The sequence below is a fragment of the Pseudomonas laurylsulfativorans genome, assembly GCF_002906155.1.
In the GTDB taxonomy this organism is placed as follows: Bacteria; Pseudomonadota; Gammaproteobacteria; order Pseudomonadales; family Pseudomonadaceae; genus Aquipseudomonas; species Aquipseudomonas laurylsulfativorans.
Genome location: NZ_MUJK01000001.1, coordinates 76,911 through 102,610, shown reverse-complemented (window position 1 = coordinate 102,610; position 25,700 = coordinate 76,911). Strand labels below are relative to the sequence as shown.

At 58.1% G+C, this 25,700-nt stretch carries 22 protein-coding genes and 1 pseudogene; 20 read left to right on the top strand and 3 right to left on the bottom strand.

Annotated elements, in window-relative coordinates:
- Positions 1-434 precede the first annotated feature (434 nt).
- The 4 genes from B0D71_RS00435 (at position 435) to B0D71_RS00420 (ending at position 3,193) form a co-directional block, all read left to right on the top strand.
- A complete protein-coding gene (locus tag B0D71_RS00435) occupies positions 435-839 on the top strand; it encodes a DUF6632 domain-containing protein (RefSeq protein ID WP_103392970.1) in 405 nt (134 codons plus the stop codon).
- Positions 840-1,079: 240 nt separating this feature from the next.
- A complete protein-coding gene (locus B0D71_RS00430) occupies positions 1,080-1,598 on the top strand; it encodes a cysteine hydrolase family protein (RefSeq protein ID WP_103392969.1) in 519 nt (172 codons plus the stop codon).
- Positions 1,599-1,727: 129 nt separating this feature from the next.
- Positions 1,728-2,105 (top strand): c-type cytochrome, encoded by a 378-nt coding sequence (locus tag B0D71_RS00425; protein ID WP_103392968.1) that lies wholly within the window; start codon positions 1,728-1,730, stop codon positions 2,103-2,105.
- A gap of 107 nt (positions 2,106-2,212) precedes the next feature.
- Positions 2,213-3,193, top strand: a complete 981-nt coding sequence (locus B0D71_RS00420) for an NAD-dependent epimerase/dehydratase family protein (protein ID WP_205885954.1) — start codon at positions 2,213-2,215, stop codon at positions 3,191-3,193.
- Here the strand turns inward: B0D71_RS00420 and B0D71_RS00415 are convergent.
- On the bottom strand, positions 3,159-3,572 hold the full coding sequence (locus tag B0D71_RS00415) for a MerR family transcriptional regulator (RefSeq protein ID WP_103392967.1): 414 nt from the start codon (positions 3,570-3,572) through the stop codon (positions 3,159-3,161). The genes B0D71_RS00420 and B0D71_RS00415 overlap by 35 nt on opposite strands.
- Before the next feature lie 444 nt (positions 3,573-4,016).
- Between B0D71_RS00415 and B0D71_RS00410 the strand changes: the two genes are divergently transcribed.
- Together B0D71_RS00410 and B0D71_RS00405 are read left to right on the top strand one after the other, a co-directional pair.
- A complete protein-coding gene (locus tag B0D71_RS00410; RefSeq protein WP_103392966.1) occupies positions 4,017-4,295 on the top strand; it encodes a DUF2790 domain-containing protein in 279 nt (92 codons plus the stop codon).
- 280 nt (positions 4,296-4,575) lie between these two features.
- Positions 4,576-5,229 carry a hypothetical protein gene (locus B0D71_RS00405; RefSeq protein WP_103392965.1) on the top strand — a complete coding sequence of 218 codons (654 nt, stop codon included), beginning with the start codon at positions 4,576-4,578 and terminating at the stop codon, positions 5,227-5,229.
- 56 nt (positions 5,230-5,285) lie between these two features.
- On the opposite strand, the gene B0D71_RS00400 is transcribed toward B0D71_RS00405, so the two are convergent.
- Positions 5,286-5,585, bottom strand: coding sequence for a hypothetical protein (locus B0D71_RS00400; RefSeq protein WP_103392964.1), 300 nt, complete (start codon positions 5,583-5,585; stop codon positions 5,286-5,288).
- 341 nt (positions 5,586-5,926) lie between these two features.
- On the bottom strand, positions 5,927-6,568 hold the full coding sequence (locus B0D71_RS00395) for a response regulator (protein ID WP_103392963.1): 642 nt from the start codon (positions 6,566-6,568) through the stop codon (positions 5,927-5,929).
- Between the two features lie 291 nt (positions 6,569-6,859).
- On the opposite strand from B0D71_RS00395, the gene B0D71_RS00390 reads away from it, so the two are divergent.
- The 14 genes and pseudogenes from B0D71_RS00390 (at position 6,860) to B0D71_RS00325 (ending at position 25,614) form a co-directional block, all read left to right on the top strand.
- Positions 6,860-11,722, top strand: a complete 4,863-nt coding sequence (locus B0D71_RS00390; protein WP_103392962.1) for a HAMP domain-containing protein — start codon at positions 6,860-6,862, stop codon at positions 11,720-11,722.
- Positions 11,723-11,770: 48 nt separating this feature from the next.
- Entirely contained in the window at positions 11,771-12,904 is a 1,134-nt protein-coding gene (locus B0D71_RS00385; RefSeq protein ID WP_103392961.1) for an ATP-binding response regulator, read from the top strand.
- Positions 12,905-12,989: 85 nt separating this feature from the next.
- Positions 12,990-13,175: pseudogene (locus B0D71_RS32235) on the top strand (hypothetical protein); the annotation flags it as partial.
- A gap of 290 nt (positions 13,176-13,465) precedes the next feature.
- Positions 13,466-14,455 carry an aldo/keto reductase gene (locus tag B0D71_RS00375; protein ID WP_103392960.1) on the top strand — a complete coding sequence of 330 codons (990 nt, stop codon included), beginning with the start codon at positions 13,466-13,468 and terminating at the stop codon, positions 14,453-14,455.
- The gene (locus B0D71_RS00370) at positions 14,452-15,042 is read left to right on the top strand and encodes a flavodoxin (protein WP_103392959.1); all 591 of its coding nucleotides are present in this window, start codon (positions 14,452-14,454) and stop codon (positions 15,040-15,042) included. The genes B0D71_RS00375 and B0D71_RS00370 overlap by 4 nt, the downstream gene beginning before the upstream one ends.
- 25 nt (positions 15,043-15,067) lie before the next feature.
- Positions 15,068-16,060, top strand: coding sequence for an aldo/keto reductase (locus B0D71_RS00365; protein WP_103392958.1), 993 nt, complete (start codon positions 15,068-15,070; stop codon positions 16,058-16,060).
- A 59-nt stretch (positions 16,061-16,119) separates the two neighbouring features.
- The gene (locus tag B0D71_RS00360) at positions 16,120-16,587 is read left to right on the top strand and encodes a (R)-mandelonitrile lyase (RefSeq protein ID WP_103392957.1); all 468 of its coding nucleotides are present in this window, start codon (positions 16,120-16,122) and stop codon (positions 16,585-16,587) included.
- A 230-nt stretch (positions 16,588-16,817) separates the two neighbouring features.
- Positions 16,818-17,591, top strand: coding sequence for a carboxymuconolactone decarboxylase family protein (locus tag B0D71_RS00355; RefSeq protein ID WP_103392956.1), 774 nt, complete (start codon positions 16,818-16,820; stop codon positions 17,589-17,591).
- Positions 17,592-17,736: 145 nt separating this feature from the next.
- Complete coding sequence (locus tag B0D71_RS00350) at positions 17,737-18,681, top strand: alpha/beta hydrolase (RefSeq protein WP_191633602.1); 945 nt, start codon at positions 17,737-17,739, stop codon at positions 18,679-18,681.
- Positions 18,682-18,742: 61 nt separating this feature from the next.
- Positions 18,743-19,795, top strand: a complete 1,053-nt coding sequence (locus B0D71_RS00345) for an alpha/beta hydrolase (protein WP_103393984.1) — start codon at positions 18,743-18,745, stop codon at positions 19,793-19,795.
- Positions 19,796-19,876: 81 nt separating this feature from the next.
- Positions 19,877-20,770, top strand: a complete 894-nt coding sequence (locus tag B0D71_RS00340; protein WP_103392954.1) for a LysR family transcriptional regulator — start codon at positions 19,877-19,879, stop codon at positions 20,768-20,770.
- Between the two features lie 208 nt (positions 20,771-20,978).
- Positions 20,979-21,473: an HIT family protein gene (locus tag B0D71_RS00335; RefSeq protein WP_103392953.1), complete on the top strand. Its 495-nt coding sequence runs from the start codon at positions 20,979-20,981 to the stop codon at positions 21,471-21,473.
- Positions 21,474-21,793: 320 nt separating this feature from the next.
- The gene (locus tag B0D71_RS00330) at positions 21,794-24,664 is read left to right on the top strand and encodes a multicopper oxidase domain-containing protein (RefSeq protein WP_103392952.1); all 2,871 of its coding nucleotides are present in this window, start codon (positions 21,794-21,796) and stop codon (positions 24,662-24,664) included.
- Between the two features lie 407 nt (positions 24,665-25,071).
- The gene (locus tag B0D71_RS00325) at positions 25,072-25,614 is read left to right on the top strand and encodes a DinB family protein (RefSeq protein WP_103392951.1); all 543 of its coding nucleotides are present in this window, start codon (positions 25,072-25,074) and stop codon (positions 25,612-25,614) included.
- Positions 25,615-25,700: the final 86 nt, after the last annotated feature.

The following is a 25,700-nucleotide window of genomic DNA, read 5'->3' as shown; positions in this document are numbered from 1 at the left end:
TACTTGGGCATTGAGGTCGATGATGCTCTGGAAATGGTAGAGCAGACAGAGGTTTGACCAACACCGCGACGGTCTGAGCCAGACCGTCGCTATCCGGCCGATTCTGTTGAAAAAGTCGGCCATGGTTTCTACGGCAGAAAAATACGCGTTTGAGATTGAAATCTATATTTTGAGCAGAGGATTCCGGACTCAGATTTCGCGTAGTGGCGCGCAAAAAAGGCGTTTTCAGCGGTCAGTATGCGGGCAGTCTGGAAGGACCGACTTTTTCGACAGAATCGGCCAGAAGCAACCGGTGGAAGGAGCGATAGCAAATGAGTAGCTATGCTTGATCGACTGCCGGAACTGATTGAGCAGATTATTATCCACCAAGCCCGTGAAGGCGTTATTACCCCACGTGGGGTCAAATTAGAGTCAGGCCCAAAGAGGAGTCCGCCATGACCTTAGTCGATCGCCTCAGGTATTTGCGTGTCGTTCTAGTTTTGGCTGGCCTCGCGTGCCTTGCTCTCTACCCACTTATGTTGTTCTGGCCGTCCGGCTGGGCCTGGCACGTCGGTCACTCGGACTACCCGATGATGATCGTTGGCATCTACGCCACACTTGGCGTGTTCTTGATCCTGGCCGCACGTGATCCATTAGCCAATCTGAGCCTGATCTGGTTCACCGTGTGGTCCAGTGCCATACACGGAGCAATCATGGCCGTCCAGACGGTCACCCAGCCGGGGCAAATGGGGCACTTGGCAGGTGACGTGCCGGCGCTCTTCATCGTGACGGTTGCCTTGGCCATCTTGACGCCCCGCTCGCAATTGGCCGCTCGGCCCAGGACACACAATCGGGCCTGAGAACAGGCATGAAACGACTTTCATCCCGGGTATGCTCACTTGCAAGGCCAGCGCGTCAACGTTAAGGTCTGCGTCATGACTACGCCACGCATCGAATCGACCACAACCTTCACGACCGCCACAGGCGGGTCGTGGGAGGTTGCGTGAGTTAACACAACGCACAACCCCGAAGACCCGCCAGTAATGGACCGGGTCTTTTTTTTGCCCCGGATTTATTGGCACAAACGTAAGGAAACGCACATGTATGCACTACTGATTCTCGACATGCAGGTAGGGCTCGTTCACGGCCCGGACAGGCCCTGGGGTCGTGAAGCGCTTCTCGATACATTGAACAGGCTGATCAGAAACGCACGGAAGGCCGGCGCCCCCATCTTTCTCGCCCGCCACGTGGGTCCGGCCGGATCTCCTATTGAGCCGGGCAGTCCGCTCACCGAACTTGTCCCAGAGTTGCAGCTAATGGGTGACGAAGTGATTTTTGAGAAAAATCGTCCCAACGCCTTTGTGGCGACCGGGTTGGCCGGTCAACTACGCGAACGCGGCTGTGAAGGCATCGTCGTGACAGGAATGAAAACTCAATACTGCGTAGACAGTACTTGCCGTGCTGCCCGCGATTTGGGCTTCGATGCTGTACTCATCGCCGATGGACATACCTGCTCTGATACTCCAACGCTTAAAGCAGAGGCCATCATTGCCCACCACAATGCAACCTTGGCGGGGCCATTCTGCCGAGTCGTTCAGGCTAAGGAATGGAGTTTTTAGGGCACTCCCCTGATCGACCCAAGCCAAGGGTCGATCAGGCCGCTTGGGTGCCGACGCGACGGCTGATATCTTTCCCGCGCACCAGATCGCGTCCGATCGACGCTGAGCCCATCAAGGAAGATAAAAACAATGAAAATACTATTCATCGCTTCGCTAGGAATTTTATCGCTGACTCAAACTTCACTGGCCTGCGCGGATAATGCCAATGGAAAAAATCTCTATCTACAGCGATGCAGCATGTGCCACGGAACAGATCTCAAGGCAACAGGACCACTGGCCAATAAAAGCAATCCGCCTACGCCTGATCTGACAACGTCCGCTTTCAAAAAGCGATTGAATGATTATCCGGGCGTGATTGTCTCTTCGATAATACTTCGCCCAAATGGCGACTTGATTCCAAGAACCTTGCGTGAGAATGGTGTAAAGCTATCGCCGCACTCATGGAGCGTTAAGGATCTGCGCGATTTGAATCAATACATGGGTGGTGTGATTTCACAAAAACCATGATCTTTAAAGTGCCTGGTCCTGACGCCAGCACTTGACTCTGTCCCTTGGGGCAACCCCTACCCTGCCTTGTCCATTTCAGGTTCCGCCGTCAGCGGATAAGGCAATCCATGAATACGTTATCGCTGGTCACCGGTGCCAATGGGCATCTGGGCAACACCCTGGTCCGGGCACTGCTCGCCCGGGAGCAACAGGTGCGCGCCGGGGTCCGTGACCCGCAGCCAAGCGCAGCCCTGAACGGGCTCGACTGCCAGGTGGTACGCGCCGAACTGCAGGACCCTGACTCCCTGCGCCAAGCCCTGCAGGGGGTGGATGTGCTGTATCAAGTAGCGGCAGTGTTCAAGCACTGGGCGAGGAACCCGCAGGCCGAGATCGTCGACGTCAACGTACAAGGCACGCGCAATGTACTGCGGGCCGCGGCAGAGGCTGGGGTCAGGCGCGTGGTCTATGTGAGCTCCGTGGCAGCGGTGGGACACAACGGCCAGCGCCTGGATGAAAGCAGCTGGAACAACGACCAGGACAACCCGTACTACCGCTCGAAAATCCTCTCTGAACGCGCGGCCTGGGAAACCGCCCAGGCCTGTGACCTGCCGATGGTCGCGGTGTTGCCCTCGGCAATCATCGGCCCTCATGCCACGCGGCTGACCGACACGATGGGATTTCTTGCCGCCGTGCTGGCGCGCAAGCTGGTGCTGGACCCGAACTTTCATTTCAACTTTGTCGATGTGCGCGACGTGGCCGATGGCCTGATCTGCGCCGCTGAACAAGGCCGTCCCGGCCAGCGCTACCTACTGGCCAATCAGCGGGCCTCATCACTGGCTGAGGTGATCGAGGCGCTCAACACGTTATGCCCCGGCTATCGCCTGCCGCGCCGCGCACCCAAAGCCTTGCTGTTGCTGATCGCCTGGCTGCAGGAACAGCGGGCACGCTACACCGGCCAGCCAGCCGAGCTGCTGCTCAGCCAGGTGCGGATGTTTTATGGAGTGCGCCAGGTCTACTGCATCGACAAGGCCATCAAAGAACTGGGCTACCAGCCGCGCTCGCCGCAGGACGCTCTCAAGCAGGCGTTTGCGCACCTGTTAGCGCGCTGATACCAGGCCCAGCGCCAGGCACTGGCGTGGGGGCGAATTGCTGGTTGATCTGTTGTTGCAACAGAGTCAGATGCCGCTCCCGATCCTGCAAGGCCAGGATCTGCGCTTGCAGTTCCAGGCGCTTGACCTCGATGCCCTGATTGGCCAGCGCCAGGGGAAACGGTGCCTTGTGTTGCTTGGCCGCCAGCAGCTCGCTCATCTCCCCCAGTTTGAACCCCACCGCCTGGGCCGTGCGGATCATCTGCACCAGCGTCAGGTGATGGGCCGTGTACAACCGATAACTGCCACGGCGCTGCGGGCTCAACAGGCCCATCTGCTCATACAAACGAATGGCTTTGGCAGTGCACCCGGACAACCTGGCCAGTTCACCTATGTACATGTGACGCTCCTCCCTGATCCAGCTGCGGCCTGCAGTTTACTGGCTGAGGCTGGATGTTGTCCTGGTTCACGCGGTGTTCATGCGGAGTCGGTCAGGGGCACCGAAACAGGCACAAAACGGCCAATACACGACATTTCCCCCCTGGCGAAATAGCAGGGGTTTGCGATCGCCCGGGCTCAGTCGATTGAACCGAAAAGCACTCGATCACCTTGCGTGAAAATCGGTCATGACATGTTATGACCACCTTCAAAATCGGACTTTTACCAACAAATACAGGGTTTAAAGGACGAATGGTCAAGAGGCGTCAAGCGCGGGGAATTGCCGGGAGTTTGCAGCCACTACAGGCTTTTCAGGAGGGCACGTTCGTCGTTGTCAAGTGAACTTCACTTTAACGACGTGTCACATTAAGTCCATGTCAAGCAAACGCAGTGGAGGAACAGTCTTATGAGCATGACCACGATTGTCAGTGCAGTAATTTCCAGTCTCGCACCCAGCGTCTTCGACCAGAACAGCCTGCTAGATCCCGGCGCGCATGTGTCAGCCGTCGAATACCACTACGGAATGGACATCGATGTGAAACGGGTGCTGCAGCGCACCGATACATCCGATAAAACCGGCGTGGTACCAGTGACCCTGGTCTACGAAGACAGCGAGGGCGAAGTCCACAAGATCCGTTTCCTCGAATGGGGTGGCAGCCCCGCCGACCCAACCAGCATTGCCTGATCAACCAGTCGATCAGATTCCGGGCCTCGCCGCCCACCCCAGAAGCGGAAGTTAAACCTCATATGCACTCAGTGCGGATGATGTTTTTTGTTACCTGAAAAATGGACATGATCGAATGACTAAAAGTTCATTCGCGAAACCCACCATTATCTTGATGGCATGAATGCCGCAAGATTAATTGATAACAATTGCTGGATCTAAATGGCAGTCAGCAACGGCAAATTCCAATAAAGCCGTATCTAAAGCCACGTTGATTCACTATTGAAGCCAAGAGGTAACCATGGATCTAAGTATGTTCTCTGCGTCCACCGTGGAATATGTGCGTTTGGGCGTTGTCTATTTCCATCTTATCGCCTGCTGTGTCGCAATCGGGCTTGTGTTGACCAGTGACATTGCAATGGTCAAGCAACTCCTGAAGGGGGATGTGTCGGGTCACCACGATGACGCGCACATGGAAAGCCTTCAAAAAACCGTAGTGCTCGCACTTGTAGCCCTTTGGATTACCGGCATTGGTATTGTCGGGATCGATTATGCCGGCAAAGGGATGGAATATTTCCTCAATCCAAAACTGCAAGCCAAGATCGGCATCGTTGTGCTGTTGACCTTTAACGGCTACCTGTTGCATAGCGCTGTATTGCCGGCGCTGAAAAAAGCCGGTTCGTTACTCAAACTTTCCTTCAGCCTGCGCATGCTCGCGCTGTTCTCCGGCGCCCTCTCTGGCGTGTCGTGGTTCTATGCCGCCATGCTCGGTGTCGGTCGTCCGCTGGCCTGGAAGTACTCGCTGGTCGAGTTGCTGGCCGCCTATCCGGTTCTCATCGTCGGCGGATTTGGCGCGATGGTTCTGCTCACCGCCTGGGCAAAAGACCGAGACACCGAAGCGCGTATGGGCCACGGCACCAGGACTACAGGAAACGCCGCCCTGGCTGGATGGTGAAGTCAGCTTGAACAAGGACGTTCAGCTATCCCCACAGTAGTCATGGAGACAGGCGACTATCGCTTGCCCTTCATACAGACTACGGAAAGATAAACTCCCCAAAGCAACCCACATACGGCAAGTATCAGCTCCGGACTGAGAATATTCTGATCTACCGGCGCCACCAGAATTTCGCTGTAAAGGCACATCGCGCCCGCGATCAACGCAATGAAGTAGCCGGTCCGGTTCCGGGTCCGGCGCAGCAGCAGAACCTTTTTCAGACCCTCGTCTTTCCATTCCTGAAGGGGCATGAGCTGGATCTCTTCCAGCAGCACCACGCCCCACAGCAATGCGCATAACCAATAACCTATCATCATGACATCCTTCCGTTAGAACCTTGACTCAACATGAATGCAGCGTGCACTCCGCGCTCAACTTGCGGATGTCGATTCCGGCGTCTTTTTCTGACTCGCCACCTGAAGGAGCAAAGTGCCTGAATCTCTGGCTGGCATCAGTGCAGTCAATGGTTCTGTGTTGGTGAACTGCATGATTTCACCGAGGGGTAAATATGCTTGATTGCAACGGCCAGCGCTATCGACGTTAGCAGGACATCTTTGTGGAGTTATCGGCCAAGTGTTTGTAGTGATTCCACTACATGCAGGCTCGAACAGGACGATTCAATGAAGCCCGGGTGTTTACCGCAGAGTGTGCAGGGTGTCTAAGTCAACAGGCCGTTTTCGAGTGCATAACGGGCCAGTTTCGCGTTGCTGTCCATCCCTGTTTTTTCCAGGATACGTGCCCGGTACGTCGTGACGGTACTCGGGCTCAAATGCAATATCTGCGCGATGCGCACAATCCTCTCGCCCGAAGCGAGTAGCTTCAACACTTCAAGCTCCCGGTCCGATAGCGCTTCGTGGGGGGCCGCGTCACCTCCGCCGATAGCGTTGACCAGTTTTTCTGCAAGTTCAGGACTGACGTGCTTGCCGCCCGAGGCCACCTTGCGCACCGCCGAAACCAGGGTGGCTGCGGAAATATCCTTGGTGAGGTAGCCCGCTGCGCCTTGCTTGATTGCGCGTAACGCATAGGCCTCGACCGAATGCATGCTCAACATCAGAATCGCGAGCTTGGGTTTGTGCGCACGCATGAGCTTGAGGAGTTCGAGGCCGGACTTGTCGGGAAGCTGAATATCGACCAGCGCCACGTCGAAATCCTGCTCCCGGACCAGGAGCATTGCGTCCTGTGCCGTCTCGGCCTCACCCGTAACGTCGATCTCGCCGGCAGTCTCCAGCATACGTCGCACGCCACTGCGTACGATGCTGTGATCATCCACCAGCAAGACTCTGATTTTGTGGTCAATCATCGGTATTTTCCATTCGCACGCGCAAGGCCCTGGCGCACTTATGCATTCCCACGTTAGCAGGCGCAACGCACACTTGCACCTTTGCCTCAGGCGTTAGCGCTCACCTCTCCATATTGCGGCTGCAATCGGTCGGAACGGCCTGTTCCAGGCCAATTTCCCGGGAACCGGGGCATTACGCCAACCTTGCTAATATTTCGTAAGCCAACGTTCCGTACTCAGCATGGTCAATACTGCAATGCCGGCGCCTGCATGACGCCTTGCGCGGGGCATCAATCCTGACTGGACATAGACATGGCCACAGTGACGACACCGATCGAAGCTTTCGACATGACGACATTGCTGACAGCGTTGAAGGCGTTGCGCAATGGTGACTTCACCACGCGCATGCCGGAAGACTGGACCGGCATGCCGGGCAAGATCGCCGACACGCTCAACGACATCATCGACATGGCAGCCGACACCACCACCGAATTCGAGCGCGTGGCGCGATTGATCGGTAAGCAGGGCAAGGTCGATGAGCGTATCGAATTGCCGATGATGAAAGGCTCATGGCAAAAGATCGTCAATTCGAGCAATGCGCTCACCAGCGACCTCATCAGCCCGATGAACGAGATCATTCGCGTTGTCGGTTCGGTTGCCGAGGGTAATCTGAGCCAGCAGGTACCGCCGGTACTCGACGGCCTGAAACTGCGGGGTCAGTTCCTCAAATCCGCCGGGATCGTGAACACCATGGTGAAGCGACTGGGCTCCTTCGCTTCCGAAGTCACCCGCGTGGCGCGCGAAGTCGGCACCGAAGGGATTCTCGGTGGGCAGGCCAATGTCAAAGGAGTGTCCGGCACCTGGAAAGACCTGACCGACTCGGTCAACGACATGGCCGCCAATCTGACCACCCAGATGCGCAACATCGCTTACGTGACGACTGCGGTGGCCAAAGGCGATCTGGGCAAGACAATTACCGTCGAAGCCAAGGGTGAGATTCTCGAGCTGAAAAACACCATCAACACGATGGTCGGCCAGCTCTCGAGTTTTGCTGCGGAAGTGACCCGCGTGGCGCTGGAAGTCGGCACCGAAGGCAAGTTGGGCGGTCAGGCGGAAGTGCGCGGCGTCTCAGGCACCTGGCGCGACCTGACCGAATCGGTCAACGGCATGGCGGCCAACTTGACCACCCAGGTGCGCAACCTCGCACAGGTGACGACGGCGGTGGCGCGCGGCGACCTCGGCAAGAAAATTACCGTTGAAGCCAAGGGCGAGATTCTCGAACTGAAAAACACCATCAACACAATGGTCGACCAGCTCTCCAGCTTCGCCTCCGAGGTGACACGCGTGGCGCTGGAAGTCGGTACCGAAGGCAAACTGGGCGGACAGGCCGAAGTGACCGGCGTGTCCGGTACCTGGAAGGACTTGACCAATTCGGTCAACGGCATGGCAGCCAACCTGACCACCCAGGTGCGCAACATTGCCGACGTGACGACGGCGGTGGCCAACGGCGACCTGTCGCGCAAGATCACAGCCGAAGCGAAAGGTGAAATTCTCCAACTCAAGGAAACCATCAACACAATGGTGGACCAGCTCTCGACCTTTGCCGACGAAGTGACGCGCATGGCTCGCGAAGTGGGGACTGACGGCAAACTCGGTGGTCAGGCCAAGGTGACAGGCGTCGGTGGCACCTGGAAAGACTTGACCGACTCGGTCAACAGCATGGCGGCCAACCTGACCAATCAGGTGCGCAACATCGCCGACGTGACGACGGCGGTGGCCAAAGGCGACCTGGGACGCAAGATTACCGTGGAAGCCAAGGGCGAAATCATGGAGCTCAAGAACACCATCAACACCATGGTGGACCAGCTCAATAGCTTTGCCGCCGAAGTAACGCGGGTGGCGCGCGAAGTCGGCACCGAAGGCAAGCTCGGGGGACAGGCACAGGTGCAAGGCGTGTCCGGCACCTGGAGGGATTTGACCGAAAACGTGAACTTCATGGCGGCCAACCTGACCAGCCAGGTACGAGGCATCGCCAAAGTGGTGACCGCGGTAGCGAACGGCGACATGAAGAAGAAACTGACCCTGGAAGCCAAGGGCGAGATCGCCGAACTGGCCGACACCATCAACGGTATGACCGATACGCTGGCGCTGTTCTCCGACCAGGTGACCTCGGTGGCGCGTGAAGTGGGCGTCGAGGGCAAGCTGGGAGGCCAGGCCAACGTGCCGGGTGCTGCTGGCACCTGGCGCGACCTGACCGACAATGTGAACGGTCTGGCAGCCAACCTGACCAATCAGGTGCGTGCAATTGCCGACGTGGCGACTGCCGTGACCAAGGGCGATCTGACTCGCTACGTGGAGGTGGAAGCAAAGGGTGAAGTGGCGGAATTGAAGGACAACGTCAACGAGATGATCCGCAACCTGCGCGAAACCACGCGGCAAAACGCGGAGCAGGATTGGCTCAAGAGCAATCTCGCGAAATTCAACCGTCTGCTGCAGGGCCAGCGCGATCTGGCGGCCGTCTCCAAGATGGTGCTGTCCGAACTGGCTCCGCTGATCAACGCCCAGCACGGTGTGTTCTACATGATGAACGAGAGCCCGCCCGATCCTGCGAAACTCAAACTGCTGTCCGCTTATGCGTACAAGGGAAACATCAATGTGAACGATGAGTGGCGGCTCGGCGAGGGCCTGGTCGGGCAATGCGCTTACGAGAAGCGGCGCATCCTGCTGACCGATGTACCCGCCAATTATGTCGCGATTTCATCGGGACTGGGTGCTGCCGCCCCGCTGAATATCATCGTGTTGCCGATCCTGTTCGAGAACAAGGTCAAGGCCGTCGTCGAAATGGCTTCGTTCACACGCTACAGCATCATTCATCAAACCTTCCTTGATCAGCTTGCTGAATCGATTGGTATCGTGCTCAACACGATCGAAGCCAACATGCGCACCGAAGAACTGCTCAAGCAGTCGCAATCGCTGGCGCACGAGCTGCAAAGGCAACAAGAAGAATTGAGACAGACCAACGAGGAACTGGGGGACAAGGCTGGATTGCTGGCGGAGCAAAAAGCCGAAGTCGAGCGCAAGAACCGCGAAGTCGAAATCACCAAGCTGTCGCTGGAGGAAAAGGCGGAGCAGCTGATGCTGACCTCGAAGTACAAGTCCGAATTCCTTTCCAGTATGTCCCATGAGCTCAGAACGCCATTGAACAGCTTGCTGATCCTGGCCCGGCAGCTCAGCGACAACGCGGAGCACAATCTCACGCCCAGGCAGGTCGAATATGCCAAGACCATCCGTAGCGCGGGCAAAGACCTGCTGGAGCTGATCGACGAGATTCTCTACCTGTCCAAGATAGAGTCGGGTACGGTCACACTGGATCTCAATGAAGCGCTGTTCGCCGATCTGCACGAGCAGATCGAACGCACCTTCCGGCCGGTCGCCGAAAGCCGGGGCCTGACCTTCACGATTGAACTGGCCCCTACCCTGCCCCCCGTCATCTGGACCGATGAAAAGCGCCTGCTGCAGGTGGTCAAGAACCTGCTGTCCAACGCCTTCAAGTTCACTGAGCAAGGCAGCGTCAAGATCAGCATCGCACCCGCTGTGTCCGGGTGGAGCGTGGATAACACCGAACTCAATCGTGCCGATGCGGTAGTCGCCTTCGTGGTCACCGACACCGGCATTGGCATAGCGGCCGACAAGCAGAAGCTCATCTTCGAAGCGTTCCAGCAGGCCGATACCGGAACCTCACGAAAATACGGCGGCACCGGCCTCGGCTTGTCGATCAGCCGCGAGCTCGCACACCGGCTGGGCGGTGAGTTGCGCCTGCTCGCCGGTGAGATCGGCAAGGGCAGTACCTTCGCGCTGTACGTGCCTTTGCGTACCGAGGATGCCCAGCATCAGGCGCTGGACGAATCGACGACAGAGGCAGTACCTGGCCAAGTCAGGCGTGACCTCATGTCAGGCCCGTCCGCACAGATACTGGACGACCGCGAGTCTGTCCAACCAGGGGAGCAGGTGCTGCTGATGCTCGAGGGCGACACCCGATTCGCCAGCATTCTGCTCGAGGCCGCGCACCAGAAGGGGTTCAGGGCTATCGTCACGACCCGTGGCGCGGATGCACTGGAGCTTGTCGAGCGTTTCAAACCCGCCGCGATCACGCTAGACCCGGGCCTGACGGACATCGATGGCTGGTTGCTGCTCGAGCAGTTCAAGCGCAATTTCGCCACGCGTCACATTCCGGTCCAGATCATCTCGATCGCTGACGACCGCACACGCGGTCTGCGCTATGGCGCGTTCGACTATCTGCTCAAGCCGGTCACAGCCGACGAGATTGAAAATGCGCTGGTCGACATCGTGAAATTTGCCCGACGCAAGACCAGGAACCTGCTGCTCATCGATGGCGACGACGGGAGCCGCGCCCGCATCCTCGATCTGCTCGGCAACTCCGACGTAAAGATAGAAACGACCGCCAGCGGCGCGCAAGCCTTGAAGAAACTGGCAAAGAACCGCTACGACTGCCTGGCAATCAATCTCCAACTGCCCGACGCATCCGGCATCAGGTTCCTCGAGGCGTTGCAGCAAGACCATGCCATGCGTGAATTGCCGATCGTCGTCTATGGTTCACAGACACTGACCAAGGCAGAACACGAGCGTTTCAGGGCACTGCTCGGCAAGGGCGTCATCAAGGCAGTTCAGTCCCCTGAGCGCATACTCGACGAAACCGCACTGTTTCTGCACCGTGTCGTAGACAGGCTGCCGCAGACCCAACGCAGAATGTTGGAAAAACTCTATGAGGGCTCGGACAGTCTCGAGGGTAAAAAGGCCCTGGTGGTCGACGATGACGTGCGCAATATTTTTGCCCTGACCAGCGTGCTTGAACGCTACAAAATGCTGGTGGCCACGGCGGAGAACGGTCGAACCGCCATAGAACTGCTGCAGCAGCAGACCGATACCGACATCGTGCTGATGGACATCATGATGCCCGAGATGGATGGCTTTGAAACCATGCGCCAGATCCGTACGTTCAAGAGATTTGAAACCCTGCCCATGATTGCGCTGACGGCCAAGGCGATGATGGGTGACCGTGAAAAGTGCATCGAGGCAGGCGCCTCGGACTATGTCAGCAAGCCGGTGGATACCGACCAGCTGCTGTCACTGATGCGCAAATGGCTCTATCGATGACGCTGTACCGCGCTCCTTGCGGCCAGCGCAAACTGAAGTGGCATAAACATGCAGCAGGAACCTCCGGTATTCAATGAGAGAGACCAGGCGTGGCACCCGCTCCCGCCTGATGACGTGCCAGCGCCCGTGTTGCTGGTGGATGACAATCCCGCCAAGCTCACGGCGCTCGCCGCGGTGATTACCGACATGGGCCTCGATATTGCCACGGCGACTTCCGGACGCGAGGCTCTGCGCCTGCTATTGCAGCGCGACTTCGCCGTCATTCTGCTCGACGTGAAAATGCCAGTGATGGACGGCTTTGAAACCGCTGCACTCATTCACGGCCGCCCGAAGTCGGCCCACACCCCCATTATCTTCATCACGGCGGAGGCCGACACGGATTCCGAGCGTTTCCGCGGTTACACGACTGGCGCAGTGGACTACATCTTCTCGCCGATTGTGGCAGAGGTTCTTCACGCCAAAATCCGGGTGTTTGTCGACCTGTTCTACTTGCAGCGCAAACTGACGATGCAGGCCGAAGAATTGCTGCAATCGAAGCGGCAGCTACGTGAGCTGGCCTCCTATCAGGAGCACATCAAGGAAGAAGAACGAAAGCGGATCGCACGCGACATCCATGACGAGCTGGGACAGAGTCTGCTGGCGTTACGAATCGATGTCTCCATGCTGCAGGCACGCACCGGCACCATGCACCCCAGGCTCAACGAAAAGGTCAGCGATGCCCTGAATCAACTCGATACAGCCATCCGCAGTGTCCGCAGTATCATCAATGATCTTCGACCACCCGTACTCGACCTGGGATTGCAGGCAGCGATCGAGTGGCAACTTGAAGAGTTCCGGCAGCGCAGCGCGATCGATTGCACGATGTCGGCGAAAGAGGAAAATTTCCGTTGCGACCTGAATGAAAAATCCGCCACGACGCTGTTCCGCATCGTGCAGGAATCGCTGTCGAATATTGCCCGGCACGCGCAAGCGACACAGGTGCATATCGAACTCTCCAGGGAGGAGCGCCGGCTTTACCTGCAGATCAAAGACAACGGCGTAGGCATGACCGACCGCAAAAAGCTGAACTCCTTCGGCTTGGTGGGCATGAAGGAACGCATCAGCATGCTGGGCGGGGAATTCACGATCGACAGCGCACCGGACAAAGGAACGAGACTAACGATATCGCTGCCAATCGACTGACCCGGGTGGCACTGAAAGTGCTATGGCCCGTGCCCATCGGGCGGGTCAACCAGACTGCGATTATGACAATGGCTTCGAGGATACCGAGATCAGCCCGGAACTGGCTCGCCTGCTGGTGCCGCCACGCATTGGCGCCCTCTACTCGCACTACCTGCGCTGCGACGCCTGCCAACGGTTTACCTGGAGGGTTCGCACTGATGCGGTATGTGTCGAGTCGGGTGTACGTATCTCGTCGGAGGTGAGTCGCAGCGCAACGTTGAGTAACCGCTAAAATGGGTCGGTTTCTACCCGTCGTGACAGGCAGCAAACGGCCAAAAGCGGACGGTCGATTATTTACTATCGAACGCGAACGTTAAGCCTGATTCTGTGCCTGAAAGAATTCTGCATGCGGAACTGAGTATGTCCTTGCTAAGAGCTCCTGGGCGTCTTTTAAGGCAAGTCGCCACCTCCTTCTCTTCTGGGACTGATGAGCAGACCTCATGAACCCTTGCCGATCTACCCGTCTAGTCTCCACTCGTTAGCTGGCTTACTGTTTCCCAACGCAAACGTCGGGAGATCGAAATGCACAAGCGCACACTCGGAAACAGTTCACTCGAAGTGTCAGCTCTGGGCTTGGGTTGCATGGGCCTGAGCCATGGCTACGGCCCGGCGACTGACACACAACAAGCCATTACGCTGATCCGGTCGGCGGTTGACCGAGGCGTTACGTTCTTCGATACCGCCGAGTTCTACGGCCCCTATCTCAATGAGCAAGTAATGGGCGAAGCGCTAGCTCCCCTTCGCGATCAAATCGTGATCGCCACAAAATTCGGCTTCGCCGTAGGCGCAGAAAATAAGAAACAGGCCCTGGACAGCCGGCCCGAACGCATTCGACTCGCCGTCGAGGGTTCATTGCGCCGGCTGAAGACCGATTTCATCGATTTGCTTTACCAACATCGAGTTGACCCGGACGTGCCAATCGAGGACGTCGCCGGTGTAGTCAAGGATCTGATTGGCGAAGGCAAGGTCAAGCATTTCGGCCTGTCGGAAGCCGGTGCGCAAACCATTCGCCGCGCACATGCGGTGCAGCCAATCACGGCGCTGCAAAGCGAATACTCATTGTGGTGGCGTGAGCCTGAGCAGGAAATCCTGCCGACGCTCAAGGAGCTGGGGATCGGCTTTGTGCCGTTCAGCCCACTGGGCAAGGGTTTTCTCACCGGCACAGTAGCGGCCGACGCCACATACGGCAGCGACGATTTTCGCAGCATCGTGCCGCGCTTCAGCCAGTCGGCACTGCAAGCCAATCAAGGGTTGGTGGTGTTGATCCGCCAGATCGCCGCGCAAAAACAAGCGACACCGGCGCAGATTGCGCTGGCCTGGTTGCTCGCGCAGGCACCGTGGATTGTGCCGATTCCCGGGACGACCAAATTGCATCGCCTGGAAGAAAACCTTGGCGGCGCGGACATCACCCTCGACGCGGCCGAACTCCAGGCCATTGACACCGCACTGGCGCAGCTCCGCATCGAAGGCGAGCGTTATCCCGAGGCCCTCAAGGCGCGCGTCGGGCGATGAACAACGATCACGATCCACTACGGCGCACGGTCATCGCCGCACTGGCGAGCGCCCCGCTGCTGTCACTCGCCGATACGCAAAACGTGAGCGAAATACCACGATCAGGTTCGCGAATTCTGGTGGCGTACTTTTCGCGCTCCGGCAATACCCGCGTGGTCGCCGGACTCATCCAGCGCGGATTGGGTGCCGACCTGTTCGAGATCCGTCCGGCCAAAGCCTATCCCGAGGACTACCTGCAAACCGTGGAGCAGGCGCGTCAGGAGCGCGACAGCGGCTTCGAGCCCGAGCTGGAAAGCAAGGTTCACGCTCTGAGCGACTACGACACGATTTATCTCGGCTTTCCGATCTGGGGTGAGACCACCCCGCCAATCGTGCGTGCTTTTCTGACCGCCCACGACCTGACTGGCAAAACCCTCATCCCCTTCAACACCCACGGTGGTTACGGCTTGGGCAATAGCCGCAGCATCCTCGAAAAGCACGCGCCCAAGGCTAAGGTGATGGAAGGCTTTGTGATGGAGAGTGAGCAAGAGCGCAAGACCATGGAGCGCGTGAATGGCTGGCTGAGCGATCACCCTTCCACGCGCTAATCGATTTCTGGATTGGAGAAGCACCATGAAAACTCGCACGCTGGGCAACGGCCTTGAAGTTTCCGCACTGGGCCTTGGCTGCATGAGCATGACCTCCGCCTACGGCCCGGCCGCCGACAAACCGAGCATGATCAAGCTGATTCGCTCGGCCCATGAGCAAGGCATCACCTTGTTCGACACCGCCGAGGCGTATGGCCCATTCGCTAATGAAGAGTTGTTGGGCGAGGCTTTGCAACCGATCCGCGAACAGGTGGTCATCGCCAGCAAATTCGGTTTCGATATTGACCTGATCACGGGCGCACGAGGCGGCGGCACCAATAGCCGACCCGAGCATATCCGCGCCGTGGCAGAGGCGTCGTTGAAGCGCTTGCGCACCGACTGCATCGATCTTTTTTATCAGCATCGCGTTGATCCGCAGGTGCCGATTGAAGACGTTGCCGGCACCGTCAAGGAGCTGATCGCCGAGGGCAAGGTCAAGCATTTCGGCCTGTCCGAGGCCGGTGTGCAAACCATCCGCCAGGCACACGCCGTGCAACCGGTAACGGCGGTGCAGAGCGAGTATTCGCTATTCTGGCGTGGCCCGGAGCATGAACTGCTTGGCGTACTGGAAGAACTGGGCATCGGGTTCGTGCCGTTCAGTCCACTCGGTGCTGGCTTCCTCACGGGTCAGATCGATGAGAACACCCAGTTTGACGCCAGCGACTTCCGCAATTTTGTCCCGCGTTTTTCACCTGAGGCGCGCAAGGCCAACCTGGCGTTGGTCGGCGTGGTGAAAGCCGTCGCCGAGCGCAAGCAGGCGACGCCTGCACAAGTCGCACTGGCCTGGTTGCTGGCGCAGAAACCGTGGATCGTGCCGATCCCGGGCACGACCAAACAACATCGACTGGAAGAGAACCTAGGTGCGGTCGAGCTGGAGCTGACCGGCGAGGATCTGCGCGTGATCAACGAGCAGATGGCGCAGATCCAGGTGCACGGTGAACGCCTGCCGGAATCGGCGCTGAAGATGACCGGGCTCTGAGCCTTGCCACCGCTGCTCCGGGCTCGGAGCAGCTTCACTGTCTGACCGGAGTTCATTCGATGAACCGATTGATCGCACCGCTCGTTGCCTTGTCGCTGTTGAGCGCAGAAACCCAGGCCACCAGCGAAATCCGCATCACCCAGAATGGCGCTCAGCCCTCGATCAAGGGCGCAGCGGAAAACTTCACCGGCACGGTACGCGTTGATGGCCTGTTCAAGGGTGATCTGCCGGCGCGCATCGGCGGTGGCACGGTGACCTTCGAACCCGGCGCGCGTACCGCTTGGCACAGCCATCCATTGGGGCAAACGCTGATCGTTACCGCCGGGGTTGGCTACGTGCAGCAAGAAGGTGGGCCGCGCCAGGAAATCCGTCCGGGTGACATTGTCTGGATCCCGCCGAATACCCGTCACTGGCATGGCGCCACACCGAGCAACGGCATGACTCACATTGCGATTGCCGAAGCCGAGGACGGCAAGACTGTCACCTGGGCAGAGAAAGTCTCGGAGGCGCAATACGCCGGTAAATGAAGTTACGGAATGTGTCGAAATCGTAGCGCGACACCCTCGCGGTGAGCAGTCAAAAAAACCTCCAGCCCCCGTGTTTAAGCGGGGTCGCCAGGTTTTCAGCGGCAATCGTAAAAACGACTCATGAGTTCTGCTCAGGAGTCCTTGCGCAATATCGGGGTTAATCGCCACAACCGTCCTCCGTACGATCCAGTGACACCGCAGCGACCCCGCAATGCACGGAGCCTTTCACGATGACCCCTGACGCAAGCAAGTCCCGCCCCCATCCCGCGCTGATGGCGCTCTGTCTGAGCCTTGGGGTGATGTTCAGCGTTACCACTCCAGCAGCCGAGGCATCGCAAACCATGACCCGCACACAAGCCAGCGCAGAAACTCTGTCGAGCCAACAGCAGGCGATTCCCCTGATCGCAGCGTTTATGGCGACCAGTGACATGCCCCATCTCAACGCGGCGCTCAATCAGGGTCTCGATGCCGGCCTGACTATCAGCGAAACCCGGGAAATTCTGGTGCAGCTCTACGCTTACGTCGGCTTCCCGCGCAGCCTTAATGCCTTGAATGAACTGATGACCGTGGTGCAGGCACGCAAACAACGCGGCATCGCCGATGCGCCGGGGCGTGAGCCTGAGCGAGCGATTCCAGTCGGTGATGACCTGCTGGCGGCGGGCACCGCGAATCAAACAAAAATTTCCGGTGCCCCGGTCAAAGGCCCGGTGTTCGAGTTCGCTCCGGTGATCAATCGGTTTCTGCAAACCCATCTGTTTGGCGACATCTTCGAGCGCGACAACCTCGACTGGCAAAGCCGCGAACTGGCGACCGTCGGGGCGCTGGCAGCGACGCCGGGTGTGGAATCTCAATTGCGCTCGCACATGCTGGCGAGCCTGCGCGTCGGGCTCAGCGCAGGGCAGTTGCGCCAAGTGACCGAGCAGTTGAAAAAGCACGGCGATGCACAGACCGCCGAACGTGCAAACACGGCGCTGGCCCAGGCCCTGGCGGCTTCGGGGAAATAACATGAAATCTGCAAAATACTTGCTCTGCATCACCCTGCTCACCCTGCTCAGCCTGCTCAGCCTGTTGGCAGCTTGTGCGAACCAGCCCGATGGCTCAGGCCCTTTACTGATTCAGGCGCAAGGCAGCTTCGCCGCCGGTGGAACGATGACCACTGCGCCGGGCACGTTCAACCCGCGCAAGCCGATGGCTCCGGATGGCCAGACCTATCACGGTGACCATGCCTACACCTTCTACCAAATCCCGGTCGATGCCCGGAAACTACCCATCGTCATGTGGCATGGCGCAGGCCAGTTCTCCAAGACCTGGGAAACCACCGCCGATGGCCGCGAAGGTTTCCAGAACATTTTCCTGCGCCGCCATTTCGGTGTGTACCTGATCGACCAGCCGCGACGTGGCGATGCCGGGCGCAGCATGGTCGAGGCGACGGTCAAACCGACGCCGGACGAGCAGCTGTGGTTCAACCAGTTTCGCATCGGTCTGTGGCCCAACTATTTCAACGGTGTGCAGGTAGCCCAGGATGCGCAAGCGCGCGAGCAATTCTTCCGGGCAATGACACCGAACACCGGGCCGTTCGACATGGGCGTGGTCTCCGATGGTGTGTCGGCGGTCTTCAACAGAATCGGCCCCGGCATCCTGTTCACCCACTCGCAAGGTGGCGGGCCGGGTTGGTTGACCGCGATCAAGAACGATAAGGTCAAGGCCATTGTCGCCTTCGAGCCGGGTAGCAGCTTCGTCTTCCCGCAGGGTCAGGTGCCAGCACCGATCCCCAGTGCGTTCGACACGGTGCAGGGTGCGGCCGTACCAATGGATCAGTTCATGGCGCTCACGCGCATTCCGATCCTGATCGTCTATGGCGACAACATCCCGGAACAAGCCGTCGACTTGCCCGCGCAGGACAGTTGGCGCGCCCGGCTGAAGATGGCCCGGCTCTGGCGCGATGCGGTCAACCAGCACGGAGGTGACGTAAGGCTGCTCCATTTGCCGGAGATCGGCATCAAGGGCAATACCCACTTCCCCATGTCCGATTTGAACAACGTGCAGATCGCGGATCTGGTGTCGAGTTTCCTGAAAGAAAAGCATCTGGACTGACTAGGGCTCACCTCCACTTTTTCAAACTGCCCTTCTTTTGATTGCTCAGGAGTTTCACGTGATAAAAACCTTTATGAAAGCCACGCTCATGTCGGCGCTGGTTGGCCTCTCTGCGGCCGAAGCCGGTGCTGCCGACTACAAAAAGAACCCGTTCACCCTGGCCTACGACGGCGCCATTACCAAGAACGAGCCTGGCAAGGTCAATATCCATCCGGTCAGCTACAAGCTCAATGGCCTGGACATCGCGGCCAATGTTTATACCCCGGCCAACTACGATGCGAAGAAGGTCTATCCGACCGTCGTGGTCGCGCATCCGAACGGTGGCGTCAAAGAGCAAGTCGCCGGTCTGTACGCCCAGCGCCTGGCCGAACAGGGCTACATTACGATCACCGCGGATGCCGCCTTCCAGGGCGCCAGTGGCGGACAGCCGCGCAGCATCGACAAGCCGGCATATCGCATCGAAGACATACATGGCATGGCCGACTTCATCACCCAGTATGCGGGCGTCGATGGCACACGCCTGGGCTTGCTCGGCATCTGCGGCGGTGGGGGTTACTCGTTGGCCGCCGCGCAAACCGACAAGCGTTTCAAATCGCTGGCAACCATCAGCATGTTCAACTCCGGCCGGGTGCGCCGCAACGGCTACAACGACTCGCAACTGGACACCATTCAACAACGCCTGCAACAGGCTTCCGCTGCGCGCGCCCAGGAGGCGGCCGGCGGCGCCGTGCTCTATTCGGGTGACGCCAACCTCACCGACGAGCAGATCGCCAAGCTGCCCTTCGAACTGTACCGCCAGGGCTACGAGTACTACTGGAAAACCCACGCGCACCCGAACTCAACGTTCAAGTACACCACCAGCAGCCTGCTGGACCTGATGCGTTTCGACTCGACCAACCAGATCGAGCTGATCAATCAGCCGTTGCTGATGATTGCAGGCAGCAAGGCCGACAGCCTGTACATGACTCAGGATGCGTTTCCCAAGGCCACCGGTACCAAGGACAAGGAAATGTTCATCATCGACGGCGCCACCCACATCGAAACCTACTGGGTCCCGCGTTATGTCGACGCGGCAATAGGCAAGCTGACAACGTTTTACGCACGAACCCTTTGATCGGCTCTTTGGGGGTCGCGTCTCCAGGCGGAACCTGCTTATATGGAATAATTACGCGCTCCCCATGAGAGGCTCTCATTAATGTCCCGCGCCAATCTCAATGATCTGCAAGCCTTCGTGGTTATTACCCGCGAAGGCAGCTTCACCCGCGCGGCGGCGCAACTGGGCGTCTCGCAATCCGCGCTGAGCCACACCATGCGCGCCCTCGAAACCCGGCTCGGGGTTCGCTTGCTGACGCGAACCACCCGTAGCGTATCCCCTACTGAAGCTGGCCAGCGGTTGTATCTGTCCATGGCGCCGAGGTTCGAAGAGATTGAGCTGGAATTGGCCGCTGTCAGCGAATTCCGTGATACCCCGGCAGGGAACGTGCGGATTCAAGCCTCCGAACATGCGGCGAACAACATTCTGTGGCCCAAGTTGTTGAAGGTGCTTCCCGACTATCCGGACATCAAGGTCGAAATCACCGTCGACTACGCCCTCTCCGACATCGTCGCCCAGCGCTATGACGCAGGGGTACGGCTTGGGGACCAAGTAGCCAAGGACATGATTGCCGTTCCTATCGGGCCGTCCTTGCGCATCGCGGTCGTGGGCTCACCCGAGTATTTCAAACAGCACCCAGTGCCGAAGGTGCCCGGTGATCTGGCCGCACACAATTGCATCAATCTGCGCCTGCCCACCCATGGAAGCCTGATGCAATGGGATTTTGAAAAGGATGGTCACGAACTCAAGGCGCGCGTTGAAGGACAATGGACGTTCAACAGCAGCGTGCCGATTCTGCGTGCCGCCGTTGCGGGATGTGGGTTGGGTTTCCTTCCGGAAGATATGGTTGCCAAGGAGATTACCGAGGGAAGCCTTGTGCGAGTGTTGGAAGATTGGTGCCAACCCTTTGCCGGTTACCATCTCTATTACCCCAATCGCCGTGAACATTCATCAGCGTTTGGCGTTGTAGTTGAAGCGTTGCTCTACAAGCGCTGAGTCATCGACCATCAAGCCGTCTCAATTTTTTACCCCTGACTCACAAACCCGCGATTGAGCAGGTGCTTTGGATCGATTGCATTCGTGGACGAATGTCTGCAACGGGTCGACCTCTGCCGGTCATAAACTAGGGACGTACGGGTCAAGAACGGACATTGTGAAGTGACGTTGCTATTGTGGCGCGTCAATTACCCAGGACATACGGCATATGGAAATTGCCCCGCATTTCATTATTCATGAAACCAAGCATTGGATGATCAACCACCATCAGGCCAGCGCGCTTCCCGGCTATTTGATGTTAGGGACGAAATTGCAAACCACATCGCTGGCTGAGCTATCGTCTGATGCGCTTGCAGAACTGGGAGGCCTGCTCGCCAAGACCCAGCAGATAATCGAGCGGCAACTGCTGCCCAAGCGCCTCTACATCGGTCGTTTTGGTCATGAACCGGGTTGGCCCATCCACTTCCATTTCATACCGGTCTATCACTGGGTAGAGGATCTCTTCTGGAACGATGCTCGCTATCGGCAACTTGAAACTTTTGCCTATGCTGAAAACGCTTTCTCTTCAACTGACGGTGCAGAGCTGACGTTGTTTATTTGGCGAGAATTTGGTGAAAACCCCACACCGCCAAAGACTCAAGGCCCCTCTGTTGAAGATGTGATCAAAATCCTGCGTAGCGCATTCATTTGCTCGAACGGTTGAATCCGCAGCCAAAACCGGTCATCGAAACCTTCAGGAAATGGCCACTTCTCTTAGCTCAGACACCCCCGAAATCGCACCCTGCATTGGGTGATATTCCCCGTCATCGGGGCTCTCCCCCCCGGTTTCTCATACGCGCGCCAAACGCCAGCAGACAAGGGGGCGTGGCGTTGAGCCATGGTCACCTCCTGTCACTTTGGTAGGAGACTTGCATCGTTCTCATCCCGGCCCGAAGTCGAACATTTCGCCAGTTGGGCTAGAAGCAGTGGCTCGTTGTCCATGCGTTGTCACGTGCTTCGAGGAACCAGTCAGAGGAGTTTGCGATGAAACTGGATACCGCAAGGTTGAATCCTAGTCCATTGTTCAAAACCAGGCTGGCGCTGAGCATCTCTGCTGCCGCGATCATGTTGGGGCTGGGCTTGTCCCAGACCCAGGCAGTCCCCCTCGACAACGCCGATCCACCGCCACCTACCGACCCATCGGCGTTCACCCATCAGCCTGCCGACCCCAATGCCGCCTTGAGGGACTTGCTCAAGCTGCCTCCCGCAAACGTCGGCGCTTTCGACTTACCCAATGGAGTCGGCGGTAACCGCAAGACCCCCTTGGCCGACAATGTGCTGCCACCCAATCTGCAAACCAGCTTCAATATTCCCACTAACGGTAATGCCAGCCCGGTATTCGGGGCTCTACCGTTCACACAGAAGCTAGAACTTTTCGAGGAGTTCGGCTCGAACAAACTGGATCCGACCGACCCGCCATCACCCGTTCCGTTTCCGGTCCCGACGGTGGGCCCCGCACCGGCGCAAGATCCATTGAAGGTGGCGCGTAGCGGCCCGTCGCCGGCTGCGCTGGACGCCTTTCTCAGGCAGCCGGCATTGACGCCCTTCCCGACAGAGTTCTCCAATGTGCTGGACCGCAACCCCTGGAAGGCGCAGATCGAGGACTTCCTCAATCGCCGAGTCGATTCGCCCGCAGAAGGCCGGCCACCGGGAAAAGGCTGGTCGCACCAGCGTTTCAATGAGTTCTTCCCGCGCGACGCCTTCAAGACTGTGCAAGCAGGCGCGCACGTCAACAGCGGCTTGCGTGATCGTATGCAACGGCATAACTACGCCGTGGGGGAATTCGCGCCAGGCGGGCTCTATCACAACACCGACGGCAGCCCGGACAACGAGGGCACGACCAAGGGCATTCAGGTGCAGTTTCACCCCAACTTCCCTGTCCAGGACCACAATGCGTTGTGGACATTCGACGGCACCTTTCCGCCCAAACTGCTCCAGGTGCGCTATGGCCAGGCGATGCTGATGCGTCATTACGATGCCTTGCCCATTGACCCGGCGGCGAACCGGGGCTTTGGCCTGCACACCCTGACCACCCATGAACATAACGGCCACTCGCCCGCGGAAAGCGACGGTTTTACCAACGCGTTCTTCTTCCCGGGCCAGTACTACGACTATCGCTGGCCGATCCAGTTGGCCGGTTACGACACCATCAATACCAAGGCCGAAGACCCACGGGCCGCATTCCCGTGCGACCCCGGTGAAAAGCTTTTCGTCAACGACACCAGCCCCGGCTTCAAGACCTGCGACCACGGCAGCATCAAGATTCGCGGCGACTGGCGCGAAACCATGAGCACCCACTGGTTCCACGACCACATGCTCGATTTCACCGCGCAGAACGTCTACAAGGGCAACGCGACGATGATGAACTACTACAGCGCCGTGGACCGTGGCAACGAGTCGGTCGACGACGGGGTCAACCTGCGTTTGCCCAGCGGTTCGGGGCTCGGTTGGGGTAACCGCGACTATGACATCAACCTGACGATCGCCGACAAGGCCTGGGACCAGACCGGCCAGTTGTGGTTCAACCCCTTCAATACCGACGGTTTTCTCGGTGACCAGGTACTGACCAACTGGGAGTACAAGCCGTTCCTGGATGTACGTGCCCGCCGCTACCGCTTCCGGATTCTCGACGGATCGGTTTCTCGCTTCTTCAAGCTGGCGGTGGTGCGTCAGGTCAATGGCAATGGTGGCGAGTTTCCTGGCCCGAAAAACTCCGGGGTTTCATATAACCGGGTGCCGTTCCACATGATTGCCAACGACGGCAATATCATGGAGCACGCGGTGCCGTTCGATGGCAGCCTGGACCTCGATGGCGACGGCGACAAACAGGACAACAATGCCATTCTGCCAATGTTGGGTGTTGCCGAGCGGTATGACATCGTCATCGATTTCGCGAAGAACGGCATCAAGCCGGGTGACAAGATTTTCTTCGTCAACATCGAGGAGCATGAAAACGGCAAGCTCCCAAAGCGTGACGTTCCATTGGCGGATGTACTCTCCGAGAGGTACCTGCCCGTCGTCAGGCAAACCAGCCACGGGCCACAGTGGATCAACGGTGACCCGGGCGTGGGCGCGTTCATGCAACTGAACGTCAAGCCTTACACCGGCCAGGATGTCAGCATGGATCCGGTCAACTTCGAGCCCGCCAAGCCTGGCAAGCCCGAGGGCAAGTTCATGATCCCGCTACCTTTGCACCGTGATGACCCAGCCGATATCGCCCGGCTTGCCCAGGCACGGCACCGCACCTTTATCTTTGGCCGCTCCGATGGCACGGATCAAACGCCCTGGACGATCAAGACCGATGGCGGCCCAGGCTTCAACATGGACCCGCGCCGGATTTCCGCTGCGCCACAACTGGCCAACGGCCCGACACCGGCAGGGTTCAAGGGTGAAGGCACACTGGAAATCTGGAAGATCCAGAACGGCGGCAATGGCTGGACTCACCCGGTGCATGTGCATTTCGAAGAAGGGATCATTCTCAGTCGAGGTGGCAAAAAACCACCAGAATGGGAAAAAGGGGCGCGCAAGGATGTCTACCGTATAGGCTCCGATCCTGACAGCCTCGACAATGTCGAAATGGCCATACGCATCCGTGAGTTTGCCGGCACCTACATGGAGCACTGCCACAACACACAGCATGAGGACACGTCGATGCTGCTGCGCTGGGACTCCGAGCACCCGGGTCAATTCCAGTTGATGCCCACGCCATTACCTAGCTGGGACGGCGTGAAATTCGTGAACTCGGTTGCGTTACCGACATTCCGTACGGGAGATGGCGTCGGCCCCCAAGTCAAGGTCAACAATAACCAAGGAGATAGCAGCGGTAGTGGCAGTGGCAGCGGAGGCAAAGGCTAGCGTCGTCTATCAAACGGCTGGTGATGTCGTCAGCAAACGCAATCAACCGCTTATTTGACCGTTGCAAACCCAAAGCCGTCTGTCATCACAGTCGGCTCTGGGATGAAATCCTGCTCTCATCTGCAAATAGTGCAGCCAACAACAAACCATTCATTCTTGTGATGCGGTCGCTTCCCAACAGTCTTTAACTGCCCCTGCGAAACCCGCAGAATTGGCGGCCTTTTCGCGACAGGAAGTCCCTATGCAACGAACAGATAGTGGTTGAATGTGATGGCGGAAAAGTGACAGTTCAATGGGATAGCCTCGGGACTGTCTTTCTCACGGAACCGGTAGAGAGCATTTTTCGGGAATTTACACGGATGCTCTGTTACACGCTTTGTAATGGCTAACTTGAAAGGAGGAACACCATGAGCCGCACCCGCCATACCTGCCTGATGGCGACCTACAACGCGTGGATGAACGCAAAGATTTATCAGGCGGCCAATAGCCTGCCTGATGAAGAACTCGCAGCGGACAAGAAAGCATTCTTTGGTTCCATTCTCGGGACGCTGAATCACTTGGTGGCCGGGGACACTGTCTGGCTCAAGCGATTCGCCACGCACCCGGCGAATTACCTGGCATTGGAGCCGATTCGACAACTTCCTGCCCCCAAGAACCTCAACGAGTTAGTGTTCTCGAATATCCGCGAACTGTCGGCGCATCGAGTGTGGCTCGATCAGGTCATTGTCGAGTGGTCTCGCTCTATTGCAGAGTCGGACCTGGATCACACCCTCAAGTACTCAAGCATGAAGGGAGTGCCCGCTGACAAGAACTTTTATGGCTTGGTCATGCACTTCTTCAACCATCAGACCCATCACCGCGGACAAGTGACGACCTTGCTTTCACAAGCGGGTGTCGACACAGGTGATACGGATCTGGTCGTCCTCATTCCATCCGAACCCTGCACATAGTAGAAAATACCGGCGCTTGAGCGGGCTTTGTCACATCAGCTCGGCTCGGCTAAACAGCGCAGCCAACCGGGATGGTTGTCGTACCC

Coding starts and splice junctions, on each gene's coding strand:
- B0D71_RS00435 (WP_103392970.1), top strand. CDS start 435: ATGACCTTAGTCGATCGCCTCAGGTATTTGCGTGTCGTTCTAGTTTTG.
- B0D71_RS00430 (WP_103392969.1), top strand. CDS start 1,080: ATGTATGCACTACTGATTCTCGACATGCAGGTAGGGCTCGTTCACGGC.
- B0D71_RS00425 (WP_103392968.1), top strand. CDS start 1,728: ATGAAAATACTATTCATCGCTTCGCTAGGAATTTTATCGCTGACTCAA.
- B0D71_RS00420 (WP_205885954.1), top strand. CDS start 2,213: ATGAATACGTTATCGCTGGTCACCGGTGCCAATGGGCATCTGGGCAAC.
- B0D71_RS00415 (WP_103392967.1), bottom strand. CDS start 3,572: ATGTACATAGGTGAACTGGCCAGGTTGTCCGGGTGCACTGCCAAAGCC.
- B0D71_RS00410 (WP_103392966.1), top strand. CDS start 4,017: ATGAGCATGACCACGATTGTCAGTGCAGTAATTTCCAGTCTCGCACCC.
- B0D71_RS00405 (WP_103392965.1), top strand. CDS start 4,576: ATGGATCTAAGTATGTTCTCTGCGTCCACCGTGGAATATGTGCGTTTG.
- B0D71_RS00400 (WP_103392964.1), bottom strand. CDS start 5,585: ATGATGATAGGTTATTGGTTATGCGCATTGCTGTGGGGCGTGGTGCTG.
- B0D71_RS00395 (WP_103392963.1), bottom strand. CDS start 6,568: ATGATTGACCACAAAATCAGAGTCTTGCTGGTGGATGATCACAGCATC.
- B0D71_RS00390 (WP_103392962.1), top strand. CDS start 6,860: ATGGCCACAGTGACGACACCGATCGAAGCTTTCGACATGACGACATTG.
- B0D71_RS00385 (WP_103392961.1), top strand. CDS start 11,771: ATGCAGCAGGAACCTCCGGTATTCAATGAGAGAGACCAGGCGTGGCAC.
- B0D71_RS00375 (WP_103392960.1), top strand. CDS start 13,466: ATGCACAAGCGCACACTCGGAAACAGTTCACTCGAAGTGTCAGCTCTG.
- B0D71_RS00370 (WP_103392959.1), top strand. CDS start 14,452: ATGAACAACGATCACGATCCACTACGGCGCACGGTCATCGCCGCACTG.
- B0D71_RS00365 (WP_103392958.1), top strand. CDS start 15,068: ATGAAAACTCGCACGCTGGGCAACGGCCTTGAAGTTTCCGCACTGGGC.
- B0D71_RS00360 (WP_103392957.1), top strand. CDS start 16,120: ATGAACCGATTGATCGCACCGCTCGTTGCCTTGTCGCTGTTGAGCGCA.
- B0D71_RS00355 (WP_103392956.1), top strand. CDS start 16,818: ATGACCCCTGACGCAAGCAAGTCCCGCCCCCATCCCGCGCTGATGGCG.
- B0D71_RS00350 (WP_191633602.1), top strand. CDS start 17,737: ATGACCACTGCGCCGGGCACGTTCAACCCGCGCAAGCCGATGGCTCCG.
- B0D71_RS00340 (WP_103392954.1), top strand. CDS start 19,877: ATGTCCCGCGCCAATCTCAATGATCTGCAAGCCTTCGTGGTTATTACC.
- B0D71_RS00335 (WP_103392953.1), top strand. CDS start 20,979: ATGGAAATTGCCCCGCATTTCATTATTCATGAAACCAAGCATTGGATG.
- B0D71_RS00330 (WP_103392952.1), top strand. CDS start 21,794: ATGAAACTGGATACCGCAAGGTTGAATCCTAGTCCATTGTTCAAAACC.
- B0D71_RS00325 (WP_103392951.1), top strand. CDS start 25,072: ATGAGCCGCACCCGCCATACCTGCCTGATGGCGACCTACAACGCGTGG.